This is a genomic window from Synechococcus sp. MU1617 (assembly GCF_020514235.1).
In the GTDB taxonomy this organism is placed as follows: domain Bacteria; phylum Cyanobacteriota; class Cyanobacteriia; order PCC-6307; family Cyanobiaceae; genus Parasynechococcus.
Map to the genome: position 1 here is coordinate 629,794 of NZ_VTLB01000002.1, position 17,021 is coordinate 646,814.

Annotated in this window: 22 protein-coding genes and 1 tRNA gene; 9 read left to right on the top strand and 14 right to left on the bottom strand. The window is 60.4% G+C overall.

Going from position 1 to position 17,021, the window contains the following annotated elements:
• Positions 1 to 6: 6 nt before the first annotated feature.
• Genes gatC through FZZ90_RS07055 form a run of 4 tightly spaced genes read right to left on the bottom strand, consistent with a single transcriptional unit; the run spans position 7 to position 2,045 of the window.
• Positions 7 to 300, bottom strand: a complete 294-nt coding sequence (gene gatC / locus FZZ90_RS07040; RefSeq protein WP_226424986.1) for an Asp-tRNA(Asn)/Glu-tRNA(Gln) amidotransferase subunit GatC — start codon at positions 298 to 300, stop codon at positions 7 to 9.
• The gene (locus FZZ90_RS07045) at positions 297 to 1,085 is read right to left on the bottom strand and encodes a creatininase family protein (protein WP_226424987.1); all 789 of its coding nucleotides are present in this window, start codon (positions 1,083 to 1,085) and stop codon (positions 297 to 299) included. The genes gatC and FZZ90_RS07045 overlap by 4 nt, the downstream gene beginning before the upstream one ends.
• 43 nt (positions 1,086 to 1,128) lie before the next feature.
• On the bottom strand, positions 1,129 to 1,272 hold the full coding sequence (locus tag FZZ90_RS07050) for a hypothetical protein (protein ID WP_173402180.1): 144 nt from the start codon (positions 1,270 to 1,272) through the stop codon (positions 1,129 to 1,131).
• Positions 1,273 to 1,313: 41 nt separating this feature from the next.
• Positions 1,314 to 2,045: a queuosine precursor transporter gene (locus FZZ90_RS07055; protein WP_226424988.1), complete on the bottom strand. Its 732-nt coding sequence runs from the start codon at positions 2,043 to 2,045 to the stop codon at positions 1,314 to 1,316.
• A gap of 28 nt (positions 2,046 to 2,073) precedes the next feature.
• Between FZZ90_RS07055 and FZZ90_RS07060 the strand changes: the two genes are divergently transcribed.
• Both FZZ90_RS07060 and FZZ90_RS07065 read left to right on the top strand, forming a co-directional pair.
• The gene (locus tag FZZ90_RS07060; RefSeq protein WP_226424989.1) at positions 2,074 to 2,715 is read left to right on the top strand and encodes a DNA-3-methyladenine glycosylase; all 642 of its coding nucleotides are present in this window, start codon (positions 2,074 to 2,076) and stop codon (positions 2,713 to 2,715) included.
• Positions 2,712 to 3,761 carry an aspartate carbamoyltransferase catalytic subunit gene (locus tag FZZ90_RS07065; protein ID WP_226424990.1) on the top strand — a complete coding sequence of 350 codons (1,050 nt, stop codon included), beginning with the start codon at positions 2,712 to 2,714 and terminating at the stop codon, positions 3,759 to 3,761. Before FZZ90_RS07060 ends, FZZ90_RS07065 begins: the two co-directional genes overlap by 4 nt.
• Here the strand turns inward: FZZ90_RS07065 and FZZ90_RS07070 are convergent.
• The 5 genes from FZZ90_RS07070 to FZZ90_RS07090 all read right to left on the bottom strand — a co-directional run bounded on the left by FZZ90_RS07070 (position 3,701) and on the right by FZZ90_RS07090 (position 6,307).
• Positions 3,701 to 5,215, bottom strand: a complete 1,515-nt coding sequence (locus tag FZZ90_RS07070; RefSeq protein WP_226424991.1) for an NAD(P)/FAD-dependent oxidoreductase — start codon at positions 5,213 to 5,215, stop codon at positions 3,701 to 3,703. The genes FZZ90_RS07065 and FZZ90_RS07070 overlap by 61 nt on opposite strands.
• A 71-nt stretch (positions 5,216 to 5,286) precedes the next feature.
• Positions 5,287 to 5,619, bottom strand: coding sequence for a DUF565 domain-containing protein (locus FZZ90_RS07075; protein WP_226424992.1), 333 nt, complete (start codon positions 5,617 to 5,619; stop codon positions 5,287 to 5,289).
• Positions 5,620 to 5,843: 224 nt separating this feature from the next.
• Complete coding sequence (locus tag FZZ90_RS07080; RefSeq protein WP_011363323.1) at positions 5,844 to 6,044, bottom strand: hypothetical protein; 201 nt, start codon at positions 6,042 to 6,044, stop codon at positions 5,844 to 5,846.
• A 44-nt stretch (positions 6,045 to 6,088) separates the two neighbouring features.
• Positions 6,089 to 6,226, bottom strand: a complete 138-nt coding sequence (locus tag FZZ90_RS07085; RefSeq protein WP_226424993.1) for a hypothetical protein — start codon at positions 6,224 to 6,226, stop codon at positions 6,089 to 6,091.
• Positions 6,227 to 6,234: 8 nt separating this feature from the next.
• Positions 6,235 to 6,307, bottom strand: a tRNA-Ala gene (locus FZZ90_RS07090).
• A 45-nt stretch (positions 6,308 to 6,352) separates the two neighbouring features.
• Here FZZ90_RS07090 and FZZ90_RS07095 point away from each other — a divergent pair.
• Positions 6,353 to 6,574, top strand: coding sequence for a DUF2555 domain-containing protein (locus FZZ90_RS07095; protein ID WP_038551345.1), 222 nt, complete (start codon positions 6,353 to 6,355; stop codon positions 6,572 to 6,574).
• Positions 6,564 to 7,850, top strand: coding sequence for a bifunctional phosphopantothenoylcysteine decarboxylase/phosphopantothenate--cysteine ligase CoaBC (gene coaBC, locus FZZ90_RS07100; protein WP_226424994.1), 1,287 nt, complete (start codon positions 6,564 to 6,566; stop codon positions 7,848 to 7,850). The genes FZZ90_RS07095 and coaBC overlap by 11 nt, the downstream gene beginning before the upstream one ends.
• On the opposite strand, the gene FZZ90_RS07105 is transcribed toward coaBC, so the two are convergent.
• Positions 7,823 to 8,128, bottom strand: a complete 306-nt coding sequence (locus tag FZZ90_RS07105) for a hypothetical protein (RefSeq protein WP_226424995.1) — start codon at positions 8,126 to 8,128, stop codon at positions 7,823 to 7,825. The genes coaBC and FZZ90_RS07105 overlap by 28 nt on opposite strands.
• Before the next feature lie 120 nt (positions 8,129 to 8,248).
• Here FZZ90_RS07105 and FZZ90_RS07110 point away from each other — a divergent pair, with 120 nt between their 5' ends.
• The 5 genes from FZZ90_RS07110 to FZZ90_RS07130 all read left to right on the top strand — a co-directional run bounded on the left by FZZ90_RS07110 (position 8,249) and on the right by FZZ90_RS07130 (position 13,455).
• Positions 8,249 to 9,079: a photosystem II manganese-stabilizing polypeptide gene (locus FZZ90_RS07110; RefSeq protein ID WP_226424996.1), complete on the top strand. Its 831-nt coding sequence runs from the start codon at positions 8,249 to 8,251 to the stop codon at positions 9,077 to 9,079.
• A 105-nt stretch (positions 9,080 to 9,184) separates the two neighbouring features.
• Positions 9,185 to 10,357 (top strand): sulfate adenylyltransferase, encoded by a 1,173-nt coding sequence (gene sat / locus FZZ90_RS07115; RefSeq protein WP_226424997.1) that lies wholly within the window; start codon positions 9,185 to 9,187, stop codon positions 10,355 to 10,357.
• Between the two features lie 44 nt (positions 10,358 to 10,401).
• A complete protein-coding gene (gene ftsH, locus FZZ90_RS07120; RefSeq protein WP_226424998.1) occupies positions 10,402 to 12,252 on the top strand; it encodes an ATP-dependent zinc metalloprotease FtsH in 1,851 nt (616 codons plus the stop codon).
• Positions 12,253 to 12,280: 28 nt separating this feature from the next.
• Positions 12,281 to 12,925: a bifunctional 4-hydroxy-2-oxoglutarate aldolase/2-dehydro-3-deoxy-phosphogluconate aldolase gene (locus FZZ90_RS07125; RefSeq protein ID WP_226424999.1), complete on the top strand. Its 645-nt coding sequence runs from the start codon at positions 12,281 to 12,283 to the stop codon at positions 12,923 to 12,925.
• A 62-nt stretch (positions 12,926 to 12,987) separates the two neighbouring features.
• Positions 12,988 to 13,455, top strand: a complete 468-nt coding sequence (locus FZZ90_RS07130) for a hypothetical protein (RefSeq protein ID WP_226425000.1) — start codon at positions 12,988 to 12,990, stop codon at positions 13,453 to 13,455.
• Positions 13,456 to 13,474: 19 nt separating this feature from the next.
• On the opposite strand, the gene aroC is transcribed toward FZZ90_RS07130, so the two are convergent.
• The 4 genes from aroC to FZZ90_RS07150 are packed head-to-tail and all read right to left on the bottom strand — an operon-like array spanning position 13,475 to position 16,847.
• On the bottom strand, positions 13,475 to 14,569 hold the full coding sequence (gene aroC, locus FZZ90_RS07135; protein WP_226425001.1) for a chorismate synthase: 1,095 nt from the start codon (positions 14,567 to 14,569) through the stop codon (positions 13,475 to 13,477).
• Between the two features lie 39 nt (positions 14,570 to 14,608).
• Positions 14,609 to 15,067 carry a cupin domain-containing protein gene (locus tag FZZ90_RS07140; RefSeq protein ID WP_226425002.1) on the bottom strand — a complete coding sequence of 153 codons (459 nt, stop codon included), beginning with the start codon at positions 15,065 to 15,067 and terminating at the stop codon, positions 14,609 to 14,611.
• Positions 15,064 to 15,822 carry an aspartyl/asparaginyl beta-hydroxylase domain-containing protein gene (locus tag FZZ90_RS07145; protein ID WP_226425003.1) on the bottom strand — a complete coding sequence of 253 codons (759 nt, stop codon included), beginning with the start codon at positions 15,820 to 15,822 and terminating at the stop codon, positions 15,064 to 15,066. The genes FZZ90_RS07140 and FZZ90_RS07145 overlap by 4 nt, the downstream gene beginning before the upstream one ends.
• A 44-nt stretch (positions 15,823 to 15,866) precedes the next feature.
• A complete protein-coding gene (locus FZZ90_RS07150) occupies positions 15,867 to 16,847 on the bottom strand; it encodes a hypothetical protein (protein WP_226425004.1) in 981 nt (326 codons plus the stop codon).
• Positions 16,848 to 17,021 lie beyond the last annotated feature (174 nt).

The following is a 17,021-nucleotide window of genomic DNA, read 5'->3' on the forward strand; positions in this document are numbered from 1 at the left end:
TCGCGTTCAGTCGGCCAGGATTTTCGGAACCCGGAAGAAGTCACCCTCCCTTTGCGGTGCCTGGTTGAGGATGTCCTCCCGAACGGGGGTCGGTTGCACTCCATCGGCCCGGGTGACGTTGGTCACCTCCACAGCTCGGGTGGTTTCTGGAACGCCTTCGGTGTCCACCTGCTGGAGCTGACTTACGTATTCGAGGATGGACTCGAGCTGACCGGTGTAGGTCGCGATCTTGTCCTCGGGTAGATCAAGACGGGCGAGATGGGCCACCTTGCGGACGTCGTCGCTGGAAATCTGGCTCATGACTCGCCGAGGAACGTGCGCAGATCCTCGCTCAACGCGGTGGCGGCTGTCTCCAGCAAGTCGTCACCGTGCTGGGCGGTGGCCAAGGAGGGGTGGGATCCCATGCGTCCATCGGGGTGACGGCGACGGAAGTCGTCAGGTCCATGAATGGGGCCTGCCGGAGCGGGGTCGGGCAGCGGTCGCTGCTTGGTCTGCAAGCTCGGCTCCACGGCGAGGGTGACAGCGATTTCGCTGGGGGTGGCGTGATGGCCTTCTTTGTCGCCATACAGCTCGCGCGCCTGGCGCATCACGGGACCGGCCATGAACCAGTTGGATAGCCGACAACGCAGCTGCGGGGCAACGGGGAGATTGCGGGTGGTGGCGGTGCCGTGGGCCTGGGCAAAGGCGGCTTTGGCCGTCGCAATGTTGCCGCCGTGGCCATTGATCACGAACACCCGTTCGAAGCCATGCCGGCCCAGGGACAACACCAGGTCGTGCAGAACGGCCAAAAGCGTTGCCGGCTGCAGGCTCATCGTTCCCGCGAAACCAAGGTGGTGTTCCGCCATGCCGAAGGCCTGGGCTGGGGTGACCAAAACGCCGGTGCGACGTCCCACTTCAAGGGCCACCGCTTCGGCGGTGAGGGCGTCGGTGCCGATGGCGCCCGTGGGGCCGTGCTGTTCGGTGGATCCCAGGGGAATGATCACCCCCTTGCAGCCTTGGAGGTAGCTCTCCACCTCAGGCCAACTGCGCAGGGCGAGGCGAATGGCTTCCGTGCTGTCGACAGGGCCGGGAGTTGCAGCGGTCATTCAGGCTGAACCAATGCCCTGATGATCGCTCAACTCCAGCCGATCAGTGGGCGGTGCCGTTGCCGTCGTACTGATCGGTGTTGTAGTAGCCGCCGCGGGTTCCGAAGAACAGGCAGGCCAAGGGGAACAGCACAACGCTCGCGAGAAGCACTGTGCCGAGGTTGAAGCTGGAGGTGGCTGCGTCCATCACCGGGCCTGAACTGAGCTCAGCTTGGCGTGGATGCACCGCTAATGCATCGGTGATGTGGGTTCTGTTGTGAGTTCCCGTCCTTCTCCGGGAATCTCCAGCCACTCCCTCAGCCATCCGGTGAGCCAGATGAAGGGAAGTGTGTCGGTCAGCGCTGCCAGCACTTTGAACAGGTAGCCGCTGCCGATGAAGCTGAGCAGCTGCGGCAGCACGGACCGTTCCGGCTGTACAGGAAGCACATGGGCGCCGTAATGGCTGATCAGCACCACTGCACTGGTGTCCACCAGCTGGCTCACCAGGGTGGAGCCGTTGTTGCGCAGCCAGAGGGCTTTGCCTTTGGTGAGCCGTTTCCAGAAATGAAACAGCCGCACATCCACGAATTGCGCTGAGAGATAAGCCACCATCGAGGCGCCAATCGAACCGAAGCTGAGCTGCTGAATCGTGCGAAAGGTGCTGTCGTCACTGCCGTCCATGACGGGCAGCACGCCCCCAAGCCAAAGGATCAGCAGCACCCAGCCGTTGAGCAGCAGCCCGACCCACACCACTTGATTGGCTTTCTGTTCTCCCCAGATCTCGCTGATCAGGTCAGTGCAGAGGAACGTGATCGGATAGGGCAGTGCGCCGACAGCCACAACGATCGGCCAGCCGCCAATGCTGCCCAGTTGAAGGAAGCGCGTCAGCCCCAGGATGTTGAGCATGCCCAGGGTCCCGAGGAAGAGGCCCGCCAGCACCAGAAACACCCCATCACGCCGTGCCTGGAGGTTGCTGTCCACAGCCTGCAAAGTTCAAGCTGGAACAAGCGTGGCCGCCAGCCGGCAGCCTGTCATCGATTTCGTCTCGCTTCCGCTCAATTTTTTTGCCCGTCCGGCTCAGATCGTGGGTCCTGATCTGGTGGGCTGCAGGTTGGTGAAACGCCAAGACAACGGCAGCCTGCTCTGGGGCGTGATCGTTGAAACCGAGGCCTATTCCCAGGACGACCCTGCTTGTCATGGTTACCGCCGCCGTTCACCGCAAAACGAAACCCTGTTCGGTGAGCCAGGGCGGTTCTATGTGTATGTCAGCTATGGCATCCACCACTGCGTGAACGTGGTCACCGATCGGGGCGACTGGGCCAATGGTGTGTTGCTGCGTGCCGTTGCTCTGCCCGATGAACCCGAGAGGGTTGGGGCAGGGCCCGGCTTGCTGGCACGTCGTTTCGGGCTTGATCGACGTGATGACAGCCGTCCGGTGACGGGCGAACATGAGGTGTGGATGGCCCCAAGGTCAGACACGTTTGCCAGCCAGGATCTTGTGACAACCACGCGGATTGGCATCACCCAGGGCGCTGCAACCCCATGGCGCTGGTATCTGCGGAGCAGTCGCAGTGTCAGCAGGCGAGCTCGGGGTGATCGCATGCCGCCCAGGGCACAGTGCTGGTCGCCATCGCAGGAGCCGTCGTCATGAGTGGCTGGCCGCATCGTCACGTTCTTGATCTCGCGTCGTTTGCGCGAGAAGACTTTGCGGCGGTGCTTGAGCTGGCTCAGCGGTTTCGTTCGCTTCCGATCACCGGTGCCCGGAAACTTCCCGCCTTGCAGGGACGTTTGGTGGCAACGCTGTTCTTTGAACCCAGCACCCGAACCCGCAGCAGTTTTGAGTTGGCGGCCAAGCGTTTGTCCGCAGACGTGATGAGCTTTTCACCCTCCAGCAGCTCGCTCAGCAAAGGGGAAAGCGTTCTCGACACGGCGCGCACCTACGTGGCCATGGGGGCCGACGTGTTGGTGGTGCGCCACCGTTCCACTGGTGTGCCACAGCAGCTGGCGCTGGACCTGCAGCAGATGGGTGAGCGCACCGTGGTGCTCAATGGGGGCGATGGACTTCATAGCCATCCCAGTCAGGGACTGCTGGATCTGCTCACGCTTGCCCGCTTTTTCTCTCCTCAGCACCCCATGCCGGAGGCCCTGCAAGGACGCCGGATTGTGATTGTTGGAGACATCCTTCACTCGCGGGTGGCCCGTTCGAATCTCTGGGCCTTAACGGCCTGTGGAGCGGATGTGGTGTTGTGCGGTCCTCCCAGCCTGGTTCCGGAGGATTTCGCGGGCTTCGTGGATGCGCCGCCCCCAGGTCTGCTGAAGGACCCTGTCCCGCAACGGGGCAAGGTCAGCGTGGTGCGGCGCCTGGAGCATGCACTGCCGGGCGCCGATGCTGTGATGACCCTGCGGCTTCAGAAGGAACGGATGGGCCAGCAGTTGCTGACCAGTCTGGAGCGCTACCACCGCGATTTCGGATTAAGCCATGAGCGCATGAAGCTCTGCGGTGAGAACGTTCCCGTTCTGCATCCCGGCCCGGTCAATCGCGGCGTCGAATTGAGTGGGTCGCTCTTGGATGACCCGCGCGTCAGCCTGGTGGAAGAGCAGGTCAGGAATGGTGTTCCCACTCGGATGGCCTTGCTTTATTTGATGGCAGCTTCTGAATCCGCGACTGAAGCCTCCTTGGTGTCGAGCAGCTCCTGAGTTTGAGGGAGGCCACTGAGTTGATGAGCGTAGTAATCCATCGCTGCCTTGAGGGCGGCATCGGGTTCGGCGATGGAGGGACCTTTGCCGCTGGCCATCGGGAAGTGGGCATCCTCAGCATCAAGGGCCAGATGCTGGCTTGGCATGCCCGTTAGCAGAATCGAGGCCCGTTGCCGGGTCGCCAGGGCGTACAGCCATTTGATGCTCAAGGTGATCCGGTTCTCTCGGTTGGGGATCAAGGCCAGGTGAACGATGGCCCATAGCAGCAGGCCTAGGCGTCCGGAAACTTTGAAGCCATGCAGGTCGGCGACCGCACTGGCGTGCACCACAGCCATGCTGCCGAAATCGAAGTAGCGGAAGGTGGGGCGGGAACGTCTGGCGACGATCGCAGCGATGTCCATGCCGATGAACGTGCCGGCCTGTTTGGCGGGAGCTGCCATGCCCGGCAGCGGCTTGCCATTCACGGTGTGGCTATAGCTGCAGAGATCACCGGCGATGCGGATCTCGGGATGGTTCGGTATCGAGAAATCGGAGTTGACGATGACCCTCCCACCGCGATCGACCTCGCAACCCGTGGCCTCGGTCAGCTTCTGCCCCAAATGGGACGCCTTCACTCCAGCGGTCCAGATCACCGTTGCTGCCTGGACTCGAACGTCTCCAGTGGGCCCACCGATCACAACTTCCCCGGGCCGCATGGTTTGGACGCGACCCTGAGGCATGTATTCGATGCCATCGCGCCCGAGGCCCTTGAGGGCCGCCTCTGAGAGCTCCGCTGGCATTGCTCTGAGCACCCTGTCGCCGGGGTCCACCAACACGATTCGTGTTTTCTGGGGATCCAGCTGCTTGAAGGCATTGTTTAAGGCCCACCGCATCAGCTCGGAAACAGCGCCAGCCATCTCGCAGCCGCTGGGGCCGGCACCAACGATCACAACCGTTTGCAGAAACTGGCGTGCCTCGGGGTTGGGCGTCTGCTCTGCCTGCTCCATCGCCATCAGCAGACGGCGGCGTATTTCCTCGGCGTGCTCGAGGATTTTCATCGGGGGCGCAAAGGTCCGCCAGTCTTCGTGGCCGAAATAGGTGCTCCCCGATCCTGTTGCCAGGACCAGATGGTCGTAGCTGTAGGCCTTGCCATTGAAGACGATCTGTTTGCCCTCGGGGTTCACCGTGGTGACCTCCCCCAGCAGCACCTGCACGTTCTTTTGTTTGCCCACCAGTTCGCGCAGAGGCGTGGCCACATCACTCCTTGAGACCAAACCAGTGGCCACCTGATAAAGCAGGGGCTGGAACAGGTTGAAGTTGCGCTTGTCAATCAGGGTGATGCGCACATCGGCCTTGGCCAGGGCCTTGCAGGCATGCACCCCTGCAAAGCCGCCGCCAACGATGACCACATGCGGCGCATGACGCAACCGCTCCGCTGGCGGTTCAAGCTCCAGAAAGTAATGGTTGCTTGCCATCTGCAGCCCACCAGATTCTTTCCGAAGGGTATGGATTGCATTCTTGGTTGGCTGTTTTGAACGGTTCTGCTTCAGATCAGCTTGAACCCTTCGAGAAAGAGGCCATAGAGAAAGCCGATGCGACCAAGATCCAACAGTTGTTGGGGCAACTTCAGGGATGGTTCGGAACTGCGTCGTCGCCGAATCGTGAATTCAGTGCCAAGCACCACCAGCAGGGCAGCGACGGGGTCCATCTGCGCGAGAACGCCTGAGACTGATGTGATGGCGCTACCGATCAAAAAGCCAATTAGGCCGGCAAGGGCCAGTAAGGACAATCGTCGCCAGGGATTGCGTGCCCAGTGATCCAGCCTTTCAAGTGCTGCGCCAACGTTGGTTTGCAGCCGGGTGGATTGAAGCCGTCGCACGGCACAGGTTTCAGGGGGAAGAGGCAGGGTCGAAACCAGTGATCCCCATCACCCGGCCATGCCCCTGCCATCACCTGTTTACACCACCCCTGGACAATCTGCAGGCATCAGACACTACGGATAGGAGATTTCAATAAAAAACCCGGGGCAAGCCCGGGCCAGGTGATGGGGATTGGCGAAGCAAAGCCAGAGTTGTGGGCTTTGACAACGGCTTGCGCCGAAAGTTATTTGGACTCAGCTTTCGCCTTTCTGGACGCTTTGCCTTCGAGGAGCTCCAGCAGCGCTTCCATTTGTGCCATCACTCCCCGAACTTCGCCTGCTTCGGGAAGAAGGCCGTCTTCCATCACTCCCTGGTGCATCTCACGCAGCTCTTGGCGGATGTAGCGCAGGTGGCTCACGACCTGCTCGCGCTTCGATTGCGACATCGGCTACGGGGGAGTTCAATAACCCCCTTTTACCTCATGGTGGGTCAGGTGCGGCGTGATGGTGCGCGACTTATCGCACCGGCTGCAGCGAGCAACGTGAAGGTGAGCAGGGCTGATGGTCGTGCCACGGTGCTGAACACCACAAGGGCAAATAAGCCAATCAGTGGCAGGCGACGACGCAAAATCGCAGTGGAGAATAGGGGATTCGAACCCCTGACCTCTGCGGTGCGATCGCAGCGCTCTACCAACTGAGCTAATTCCCCGGTGAGTCAACGCTAGCCGGCACGGCCTGCGTCAAACTGCAAGCAATGGCGTCTGAGGACGGCTCGATGCTCACGCAGGAACGGCTGGAGGCTTTTGACGAGGCGTCGACGGCTGAGCTCGCCCGCCGTCTCGAAGAGGACGACTACCCCTCTCCTTTCGACAGCCTTTCGGATTGGCACCTGCTTCGGGCGCTGGCCATCCACAGGCCTGAGCTGATCCTTCCTTACCACCATTTGGTGGACCAAGAACCTTTTGATGAAGACTGAGCAGGGGTCGCCACTTCGCGGGCGGCGTGTGCTGGTGGCCGTCAGCGGCAGCATTGCTGCTGTTAAGACGCCTTTGCTCGTCAGTGCGCTGATCAAGGCCGGCGCTGAGGTGCGCTGTCTCGTGACCACAAGTGGTGCTGCCTTGGTGAGCCCCGTCGCGCTTGCCAGCCTCAGTCGTCATCGCTGTTACCTCGAAGCAGACCAGTGGAACCCGGCTGCGTCGAGGCCGCTGCACATCGAGTTGGCGGAGTGGGCGGAGTTGACCATCGTCGCGCCCCTAAGTGCCAGCAGCCTGGCCCGCTGGAGCCAGGGTTCAGCGGACGGGCTGCTCGCCAGCGTTCTTTTGGCAACGGAAGCTCCGGTCATTGCGGCTCCGGCGATGAACACGGCCATGTGGCGCCACCCTGCGGTGCAACGCAACTGGCTGCAGATCCAATCCTTTCCTGGGGTGGTCCCCCTGTTGCCGGCGTCCGGTCTGTTGGCCTGCGATCGCGTCGGCGATGGGCGTATGGCCGATCCGCTGTTGATTGAGTTGGCGGCTGCGTCTGTGTTCAGCCGCGGCTTGGGCACTCTCGACGTGACCCTTGATTGGTCGGGGATGTCTGTTCTTGTTTCGGCTGGACCGACCCAAGAGTCCATTGATCCGGCCCGTTTCCTGAGCAACCGCAGCAGCGGTCGAATGGGGGTGCTGCTGGCGCAGGCGGCACGCTTCCGGGGTGCCACCGTTCATTTGGTGCATGGTCCATTGGATCTCCCCGACGCTTGGCTTGAGGGCCTGCAGTGCACTGCGGTGGAAAATGCCGCTGAACTTGGTTCGGCTCTGGAGTTGGCTCAGCCCCGATCGGATGTGCTCGTGATGGCTGCTGCCGTCGCTGACCTGCGGAGGGATGCTGATCTTCCAGGCAAACTGGCCAAGCTGGAGCTGCAGCAGGCTCTGACCTCCGGTTGGGCCGAGGTGCCTGACCTGCTGTCGAACCTGACCCGCCAACGCCGTCCTGGACAGTTGGTTCTTGGCTTCTCAGCGCTCACAGGCAGTGACGCCCATTTGCTGGAGCGGGCTGAAAGCAAGCGGCTGTCGAAGGGCTGCGATCTGATGATGGTGAATCCCGTGGACCGTGACGGTCAGGGCTTTGGGAACCAACCCAATGGGGGCTGGTTGCTGGGAGACGGTTGGAGACTGGAGCTGCCTGTGACTGCAAAGCTCTCCTTGGCCCATCAGTTGCTTGATGCTCTGATGAAGGTTCGGGATCAGGCCGCGGCGTCGATGGAGTCCTGACCGAGCAGGTCGATGAATGTGCGCAGCTGAAGCCTGGGGATGTAGGGCCAACCGCCGTTTTTCTCCATCCCTTGCAGAAGTGTGAACAATTTCTGGCGGTTTTCAGGAAGGCTTTGGCGGAACGGACCGTCCTGAACGTGCCGATGCAGGGCTTCAAGCTCACGCAGCAGGGTGAGGAGTGCTTCTGGATTTCCCCTCAACTCCTCTGCTATCTCGCCCAGGGCGGCCAGTGCCGGAGCCATCCGGGCCTGGGTCGAATCGGGATCGTTGGATGTCACGCGCTTTCGACAAGTTGTTGAGAGCTGCAAAAGGCTAGCCCTGACGTCATTTTTCGCCCTGTAGGATCCGGATCTGACGGCATTCCGTCCCCATTAGCGTTCAGCCGATTGGCTCCTTCCATGCGCATTCGTCCTCTGCTGGCCGTCGTGCTGGCGCTCTGCCTCGCGTTCTTCACCACGGCCTGTAGTGGCGACAGTGAAGCCGTTCAGCGTGGTGGATCCAATGTCACCTACGACGACATCCACAACACCGGCAAAGCCAACGATTGCCCCACGATTGGGGACTCAGCTCGTGGCTCGATTCCTTTGACGGCCGGTGGCAGCTACGAGCTGCGTGAGATCTGCATGCACCCCGTTCAGGTTTATGCGAAGGAGGAGCCCAAGAACATTCGTCAGCAGGCTGAGTTTGTTGAGGGCAAGATCCTGACCCGTTACACCTCCAGCCTTGATTCAGTTTTTGGGGATCTGAAGGTGACGGAATCTGGATTGCAATTCCAGGAGAAAGGCGGCATCGACTTCCAGCCGATCACCGTTTTGGTGCCCGGTGGCGAGGAGTTCCCCTTCACCTTCTCCAGCAAGTCTCTCAATGCAACTGCTGATGGCTCGGCGTTGACCACCAGCACTGATTTTGAAGGCACCTATCGCACCCCCAGCTACCGCACTAGCAACTTCATCGATCCCAAGGGACGGGCTCTGACCACCGGTGTTCAGTACGCCCAAGGCCTTGTGGCACACGGCGGTGATGACGAGCAACTCGAGAAGGACAACAACAAGCGCTACATCGATGGAGTGGGAACCATGAGTCTCTCCATCACCAAGGTGGATCCTGAAACCGGTGAATTCGCTGGTGTGTTCAGCGCTATCCAACCCTCCGACTCCGACATGGGTGGTCGTGAAGTGGTCGACATCAAGATCACTGGTGATCTCTACGGCCGCCTTGAAGAGGCCTGATCAGGCTCATCACAACAGGTTGCAAGGGGGCTCAGGCCCCCTTTTTTGTGGCGCATTGCAATCCTCCGGCGATCTGGGAGAATCGCCCGATCTTTCCCTGAAGTCATGACCGCCAGTGCTTCCGCTCCCGCCCAGCGATCCGGTGTGATTGCTCCCTACGGCGGAACGCTGGTCGATCTGATGGTGGCCGAGGCGGATCGTGCCGCTGTGAAAGCCACCGCGACCAAAACGATCGAGTGTTCCGATCGCAACGCCTGTGATGTGGAGCTGCTTTGCGTTGGTGGCTTCTCTCCTCTGCGTGGCTTCATGCACCAGGAGGACTACGACGCTGTGGTCAGTGGTCATCGTCTGGCTGCGGGCCAGCTGTTCGGTCTGCCGATCGTGATGGACACCGACCGCGATGACGTTGTGGTGGGTGACAAGCTGCTGCTCACTTACAAGGGCCAGGATCTGGCGGTCCTCGAGGTGGAGGACAAGTGGGAACCCAACAAAGTGGCTGAAGCCAAGGGCTGCTACGGCACCACCTCCATCGAGCACCCTGCGGTTCGGATGATCACTATGGAGCGCAAGTGCTTCTACTTGGGTGGAAGCCTCAAGGGTCTTGCTCTGCCCGAGCGGGTGTTCCCCTGCAAGACCCCGGCTGAGGTGCGTGCTGGCCTGCCCGAAGGCGAGGACGTGGTGGCGTTCCAGTGCCGCAACCCCATTCACCGCGCTCACTACGAACTGTTCACCCGTGCCCTGCATGCACAGAACGTGAGTGATAAGGCCGTGGTGCTCGTCCATCCCACCTGTGGTCCCACCCAGCAGGACGACATCCCTGGTGCTGTTCGCTTCCAGACCTATGAGCGTCTGGCGGCCGAAGTGAACAACGACAGCATTCGCTGGGCCTACCTGCCCTACGCCATGCACATGGCAGGCCCGCGTGAAGCTCTCCAGCACATGATCATCCGCCGCAACTACGGATGCACCCACTTCATCATCGGCCGCGATATGGCCGGCTGCAAATCGTCTCTGACCGGTGATGACTTCTACGGCCCTTACGACGCGCAGAACTTCGCTAAGGAGTGCGCTCCCGAGCTCACGATGGAGACGGTTCCTTCCCTGAACCTCGTTTACACCCAGGAAGAGGGCTATGTGACGGCGGAGCATGCCGAAGCCCGTGGCCTGCACGTGAAGAAACTCAGCGGCACTCAGTTCCGCAAGATGCTTCGCGGTGGTGAGGAGATTCCCGAATGGTTCGCCTTCAAAAGCGTGGTTGAGGTGCTCCGCGCCTCCTGAAGGCTGAGAACCGGTTTAACATTCCTTCATCTACGAGGCGACCTGTGAACAAGCGTTGGCGAAATATCGGTCTCGGGGCCCTTTTGGTCTTGGCGATCGTTGTGATTGCACCAGCGTTCATTGGTGGCGGCGGTGGTAGCCAGCCCCAGGTGAACACCATCCGCTACAGCGAGTTCGTTGAGGCGGTGAAGGATGACCAAATCAGCCGTGTGCTGATTTCTCCGGATCAGGGCACCGCTCAGGTGGTTGAAAACGACGGCCGTCGTGCCCAGGTCAACCTGGCTCCCGATCGTGAGCTGCTCGGTTTGCTGACCGAACACAGCGTCGATATCGCTGTGCAGCCCTCCCGTCAGACCCCTGGCTGGCAGCAGGCTGCCGGAAGCCTGATCTTCCCAATCCTTCTGTTGGGCGGACTGTTCTTCCTCTTCCGGCGTGCCCAAGGCGGCGGCGGCGGAAACCCCGCCATGCAGTTCGGCAAGAGCAAGGCTCGGGTTCAGATGGAGCCCTCCACTCAGGTGACTTTCACAGATGTGGCCGGCATTGAGGGAGCAAAACTTGAGTTGACCGAGGTGGTCGACTTCCTCAAGAATCCTGATCGCTTCACGGCCGTCGGTGCCAAGATCCCCAAAGGCGTTCTGCTTGTGGGACCTCCCGGCACCGGTAAAACCCTTCTGGCTAAGGCCGTGGCTGGTGAAGCAGGTGTTCCCTTCTTCTCGATCTCTGGCTCAGAATTCGTCGAGATGTTCGTTGGCGTTGGCGCCAGCCGTGTTCGTGACCTGTTCGAGCAAGCCAAGAAAAACGCTCCCTGCATCGTCTTCATCGATGAAATTGACGCCGTTGGTCGTCAGCGTGGAGCAGGCCTTGGCGGTGGTAACGACGAGCGCGAGCAAACGCTGAACCAGCTCCTGACGGAGATGGATGGTTTCGAGGGCAACACCGGCATCATCATTGTGGCGGCCACCAACCGCCCGGACGTGCTTGATGCCGCTCTGATGCGCCCAGGTCGCTTCGATCGTCAAGTCACTGTTGATCGCCCTGACTATTCCGGACGTCTACAGATTCTCGGAGTCCACGCCCGCGGCAAGACCCTCGCCAAGGACGTCGATCTCGACAAGGTTGCCCGTCGGACACCGGGTTACACCGGCGCTGATTTGGCCAACCTTCTCAACGAAGCCGCCATCCTTGCGGCCCGTCGCGAACTCACTGAAGTGAGCAACGACGAGATCAGTGATGCCATTGAACGGGTGATGGCGGGTCCTGAGAAGAAGGACCGCGTGATGAGCGAGCGTCGCGCCCGCCTGGTTGCTTATCACGAGGCTGGTCATGCCCTCGTGGGTGCTCTGATGCCGGATTACGACCCGGTTCAGAAGATCTCCATCATTCCCCGCGGTAACGCTGGCGGTCTGACCTTCTTCACCCCCAGTGAAGAGCGGATGGAATCGGGCCTTTATTCACGGGCCTACCTCCAGAACCAAATGGCCGTTGCCCTTGGTGGCCGGGTGGCTGAAGAGATTGTCTACGGCGAAGACGAGGTCACCACTGGTGCCTCCAACGACCTTCAGCAGGTTGCTTCAACGGCGCGTCAGATGATCACCCGCTTCGGAATGAGCGACGAACTGGGTCCCGTTGCTCTTGGGCGTGCGCAAGGTGGCATGTTCCTTGGACGCGACATCGCTGCGGAGCGTGACTTTTCTGAGGAAACCGCCGCGATGATCGACAAAGAGGTGTCTGAGCTGGTGGATGTGGCCTACAAGCGCGCCACCAAGGTTCTTGCCGACAACCGAGCCGTTCTGGATGAATTGGCTGAAATGCTCGTTGAGCAGGAGACTGTTGATGCTGAAGAGCTTCAGGAGCTGCTGATCAAACGTGACGTCCGGGTCGCCGAATACGTCTGATTTCAATTCGTCTTCCAGCCCTTGGCTGGTGCGGCAGGAGCTCTTGGTGGCATCCCTGCAGCATCAGCCTCTTTTATTGGTGATTCGGCCTGAGCCTGACGACCTTGTGGCGTCAGGTTCGGGATCTGGCTTGTTGGGGCAAGTGCAGCAGCTTCATGCTGCAGGACTGCGACATCTCGAGGTGGCCTGGCTTGACCAGCCAGGCTGGATGGGGTTCATGCAGCGGGTGCAGGACCATTGCCCTGAATTGAATCTGGGAGCGGCCTCGGTGATGGTCACCAAGGCGCTCAACGACCTATCTCGGCTTGACCTCAGCTATGCGATGGCGCCTCTCTGGTGCCCGGAGCTTGTGGAGCAGGCCCGAGAGCTTGGGGTCTTGCTGGTGCCTGGGGTCTTCAGCCCCACGGAGGTGCATCAAGCCATGCAGTTTGGCTGTCGTGTCGTCAAGCTGTTTCCTGCCGTCAACCTTGGGCCTGGGTATTGGGGGCGCTTGCAGGCGCCCCTCGGCCCCCTGCCCTTTGTGATTGCCGCTGGAGGTCTCGAGGTGGGCGATCTCCCTGTATGGCTGGAGGCTGGGCATGGCGCTGTGGCTTTGGGCCGCAGGGTGGTGGGTTCGCCGCCTGCCTTCCAGGCACTTCTCGACTGGTTGCATCAATCGACAAGCCAGTGCTGATGCCAACAACTGGTCGACGTGCGTCCAAGATGCTACAGATGAGATAGCTATCTAACTGCGTCATGTCGCAGCTCACGATCAAGCTCAGCGACAAGGCCGATGCCCTGATCGCTCAGCTTCAGAAAGAGATTTTCAATCGCCGGCGCAAGAAGGTTTCGGCTGCAGGGGTTGTGGAGACCCTGGTGGAAAGCGGCGCGAAATCGCAGTCCGACAAGCGTTTTGCCACGTCCTGGACGAATCTGATCAAGGACATCGAGAAGGCGGCCAAGCTGTCCTATGCCCATGGCAGCAAGCCATCCACCCTCAGTGACGAGGAGTGGGCCCTGGTGTTGAGTCATCGCAGCCGCGGGGCGACCGGTCGTGCGCGCCGGACAGTGAAGAAAACGATGGCTGCCAAGAAACCAGCCTCAGCCAAGGCTCAGGCCAGCAAAAAGCCCGCTCGCCGCACCCGGACCCGCAGCGCGGCAAAGACGAAATCGGCCGCAGCGGCGTTGAGCTCCAACGCCAGTTCAGCGGTGGGTTCCGTTTGATCTGACTTGAGGGTGGTGCTCACCAAAGGCTGCATTGCCCCTGCTGCCTCAGCAGGTGATCAGCCAAAACGAGTGCCACCATCGCCTCAACCATCGGCACGGCCCGAGGCAGAACGCATGGGTCATGTCGTCCTTTCCCCGCGAGTGTGGTTGCCTTGCCATCGGAATCGATGGTCTGCTGCTCTTTGCGGATCGTGGCCGTTGGCTTGAAGGCCACCCGGATCACAATCGTCTCACCATTGCTGATCCCTCCCTGGATGCCACCCGAGTTGTTGGTGGCGGTCTTCAGCCGACCATCGTCGCTCGGCAGAAAGGCATCGTTGTGCTCGCTGCCCTTCAACAGCGTTCCATCGAAACCGGAACCAATTTCAAATCCCTTGGTGGCCGGTAACGACATCACAGCTTTGGCGAGGTCGGCTTCGAGTTTGTCGAACACCGGCATGCCCAGACCAATCGAGGGATGGCGCACCACGCATTCGATAACCCCTCCGCAGGAATCACCCTCACGGCCAATGGCTTCGATGCGCTCAATCATCCGCTCGGCGATCGCTGGCTCAGGACACCGAACGATGTTGGCCTCCACATCGTTCAGCTGAACTCGCTGCGGGTCGATGCCGGAGGCTTCGATGGTGTGGATCCGCTTCACCCAGGCCAGGATTTCAGTTCCTGCTGCTTGTTTCAGCAGCTGCTTGGCGATCGCACCTGCAGCAACACGGCCGATGGTTTCCCGCGCTGATGCACGTCCCCCACCGCTGCGTGCCTGGATTCCATATTTCGCCTGGTAAGTGGCATCGGCATGGGATGGCCGGAAGGCGACCGCCATATCCTTGTAATCCCCGGGTCGTTGGTCCTTGTTCCGCACGACCATGGCGATCGGGGTGCCAAGCGTGGTTTCGCCATCCAGCAGGCCACTGAGAATTTCCACCTGGTCCGCTTCCTTGCGCGGGGTGGTGATGTGGCTTTGGCCTGGCTTGCGTCGATCCAGTTCGGCCTGAATCGACTCGACGCTGAGGTTGAGCCGTGGTGGACAGCCCTCAACAATCACACCCACCCCTCCCCCGTGGGATTCACCGAAGGTGCTGATCCGGAAGAGGTCGCCGAAGCTGCTGCCCATGGCCATTGATCGATGTGGTGAGGCTACGAAGCCATCGGTTCAGATCAACTCCGGATGGGGCAATTTCGGGCGTTCTGTCGTGGGTTGCTGCCGGGCCATCTCGAAATCACAGAAGTCAAACCCAGTCCCCACACAACAGCTCACTAGGGAGTAAGCACCCAGACTCCTTGCCGCCTGCCAGGCGTTGGCGGGAACCACCTTGACGGGGTTGGATGCATCCAAAGCATCACGTTGCAGCCCTGTGCCGTCGGCTTGGCACTGAAAGAGCTCCAGCGTTGCCCCATCAATGTGCGTCCAGGCTTCGTCAGCACCGATCACTCGATGCCAGCAACTGACGGCATCGGCGGGCAGCAAAAAAAGAATCGCCGTCAATGCAGAACGCTCGGCACCGTCGTGGCGTTGAACCCGGTCTGGGCTCCGATGCAACTCGCGGTACCAGCCCCCCTCCGGATGGGGCATCAAGCCGAGTTGCTCGATCAGGGTTTGTACCTGAGTCACTGCAGACCCGCACGCTGGCGCATGTCCTGCACGTGCTGCCAGATCTGAGCCACCCACAGGAAGATCCAGCTCATGCCGATCAGCCAAAACGGCTGGTCCTTGCGAAAGACGTCGAACAGCAACACCACCCTGGGCTGGCTGGAGCGATTGATGGCGGAGTGCATGAAGGTGTCGTCCCAGAGAAATCCTTCACCTTCCTGCAAGTAGTAGCTCTGCCCATCAATCGTCAGTTCGCAGGAACTGCGCCCCTCTCCAAAATCCTCCACATACAACGGCAGGTGATATCTCCACACCCCTTTGAACGGGCCTTTATGGGGCCGTAGAACCTTGCCAGGGGGGAAAAGGCTCACGGCAGCGGAAACCACATCGGGGTGATGCTGCAGAAAGCTCCGCAACGAAGGGATCAGCGCCTGATTGGCGGGGTAGTTGTAGCCATAGCCCCTCAAGGGCAGCATCCCCCAGATCTTGCGATCGAATTCATACAGCGTGCGCTGTTGCTGCATGATTTCGTGGTTAGCGGGCAAGCGCCCCGAGAGGGCTACTTCCAGGGTTTCCTGGCGGATCTGCTGGTACGACTCCAACAGTTCCCGATGGGCCGGGAAGCCGACGTCCGCTGGAACGACCGCAGGGTTGTGCAGCGATTGCTCGTAGCACCAGCGTGCGACCTCACGCCAGAAGCGGTAGTGCCATGGACCCCAGCGGATCACGCGTTGGATGGGGCTGCGTTGTTTCCGCTTCGCCTTTGGGCTGCTCACGCTGTGCCGGCTCTTTTGATCGAGGAGCTTTGCATGCTGATTCCCTACTGGGGTGGGATCAAGGCTCTCAGTGTGCGCCAGCCTCGGCGCAGGGTTGTGGCCCAGTCATCGCTGCCGCGGCGGATCAGTCGTGTTGAGGGATAGAGCGGGGTTGTTTCACCCTGATCGGGCCAGTTGGTGATCGAGCCATTGTCGAGAATCACAACGCAGGGAATGCCTAAGGCCCCCGCCAGATGTGCGGTGGTGTTGCTGATGGTGAGCACTCCACGAACTCCCGCGACTTGTCTGGCAAACCCATCCAGATCGAGCATCTGGTCGATGGGTTGTGAGGAGCGAATGCGTTGACCGCTCAACTCCCGCAATGCTCGGATGCGTGCTGGTTTTTCTAGATATTGCAGGGACTGCAGTGGTTGGCGGATGTTCTTAAGCGCTGATGCCCAGTCTTCGACGGCAGGCAAGGTCTTGTTTCTGGATTTGGAAAACCAGCTGATGCCGATGCCCTTGGGGCTCTGCCTTGAGGTGATGGGTGCTGTTAGTGGGCGGAAGGCGTCCTGCAGCTGTTGTTGATCGGATCCAAACCAATAGGCCAAACGCTCTTGGGCTGCCATGTGAGAGAGCTCGGCATTGTCTGGGATTTCCGAGTCTGGGATTTCCGATGGATCGCAGCAGACCACACCAGGGAAGCTTCTTTTGAGCAGTGGGTGGAGCCGTGGATCGCTCAAGACGACGACCTGATCGACGTGTGCCTTGAGATCTCCGACAAATCTGAGGATCCTCAACTCGTCTCCCAGATCCCTTGTGGTGGGCAGTACAAGAACGCCGCCGCAGTTCACATCTGGGCCTGGCCAAATCGGCAGTTGGTGATGGGTGGTTGCTTCCGATGCCTGCGTCAGCGCCAACCAGCAATCCCTGTAGCAGCCCGCTCGTTCAAAACGATTGCCGATGAAGCGCAGACGACTCCACTGTTGATTGGCGATGGCTGTTTCAGCCTGCTGGGCGATGAGTTCTCTGGCGTTGTTCTCCATGCCAGATCGAGAAGTCCTCTGTGAAGAGATTGGAACGATAGGAAGAGCAAGCCCAACAAAAAGCCCCCTCCGAGGAGGGGGCTTTCCGATTCAGTTGATCTGAATCGTTTTGGCTGTTCCAGAAGGAACAGGTTGATTCCAGATCAACCGATGGCAGGAGCCTGCAGAGCCACA

Bases quoted from the DNA above. Each gene is read 5' to 3' on its own strand.
- gatC (WP_226424986.1), bottom strand. From the start codon at position 300: ATGAGCCAGATTTCCAGCGACGACGTCCGCAAGGTGGCCCATCTCGCC.
- FZZ90_RS07045 (WP_226424987.1), bottom strand. From the start codon at position 1,085: ATGACCGCTGCAACTCCCGGCCCTGTCGACAGCACGGAAGCCATTCGC.
- FZZ90_RS07050 (WP_173402180.1), bottom strand. From the start codon at position 1,272: ATGGACGCAGCCACCTCCAGCTTCAACCTCGGCACAGTGCTTCTCGCG.
- FZZ90_RS07065 (WP_226424990.1), top strand. From the start codon at position 2,712: ATGAGTGGCTGGCCGCATCGTCACGTTCTTGATCTCGCGTCGTTTGCG.
- FZZ90_RS07070 (WP_226424991.1), bottom strand. From the start codon at position 5,215: ATGGCAAGCAACCATTACTTTCTGGAGCTTGAACCGCCAGCGGAGCGG.
- FZZ90_RS07080 (WP_011363323.1), bottom strand. From the start codon at position 6,044: ATGTCGCAATCGAAGCGCGAGCAGGTCGTGAGCCACCTGCGCTACATC.
- FZZ90_RS07095 (WP_038551345.1), top strand. From the start codon at position 6,353: ATGGCGTCTGAGGACGGCTCGATGCTCACGCAGGAACGGCTGGAGGCT.
- coaBC (WP_226424994.1), top strand. From the start codon at position 6,564: ATGAAGACTGAGCAGGGGTCGCCACTTCGCGGGCGGCGTGTGCTGGTG.
- FZZ90_RS07110 (WP_226424996.1), top strand. From the start codon at position 8,249: ATGCGCATTCGTCCTCTGCTGGCCGTCGTGCTGGCGCTCTGCCTCGCG.
- sat (WP_226424997.1), top strand. From the start codon at position 9,185: ATGACCGCCAGTGCTTCCGCTCCCGCCCAGCGATCCGGTGTGATTGCT.
- FZZ90_RS07130 (WP_226425000.1), top strand. From the start codon at position 12,988: ATGTCGCAGCTCACGATCAAGCTCAGCGACAAGGCCGATGCCCTGATC.
- aroC (WP_226425001.1), bottom strand. From the start codon at position 14,569: ATGGGCAGCAGCTTCGGCGACCTCTTCCGGATCAGCACCTTCGGTGAA.
- FZZ90_RS07150 (WP_226425004.1), bottom strand. From the start codon at position 16,847: ATGGAGAACAACGCCAGAGAACTCATCGCCCAGCAGGCTGAAACAGCC.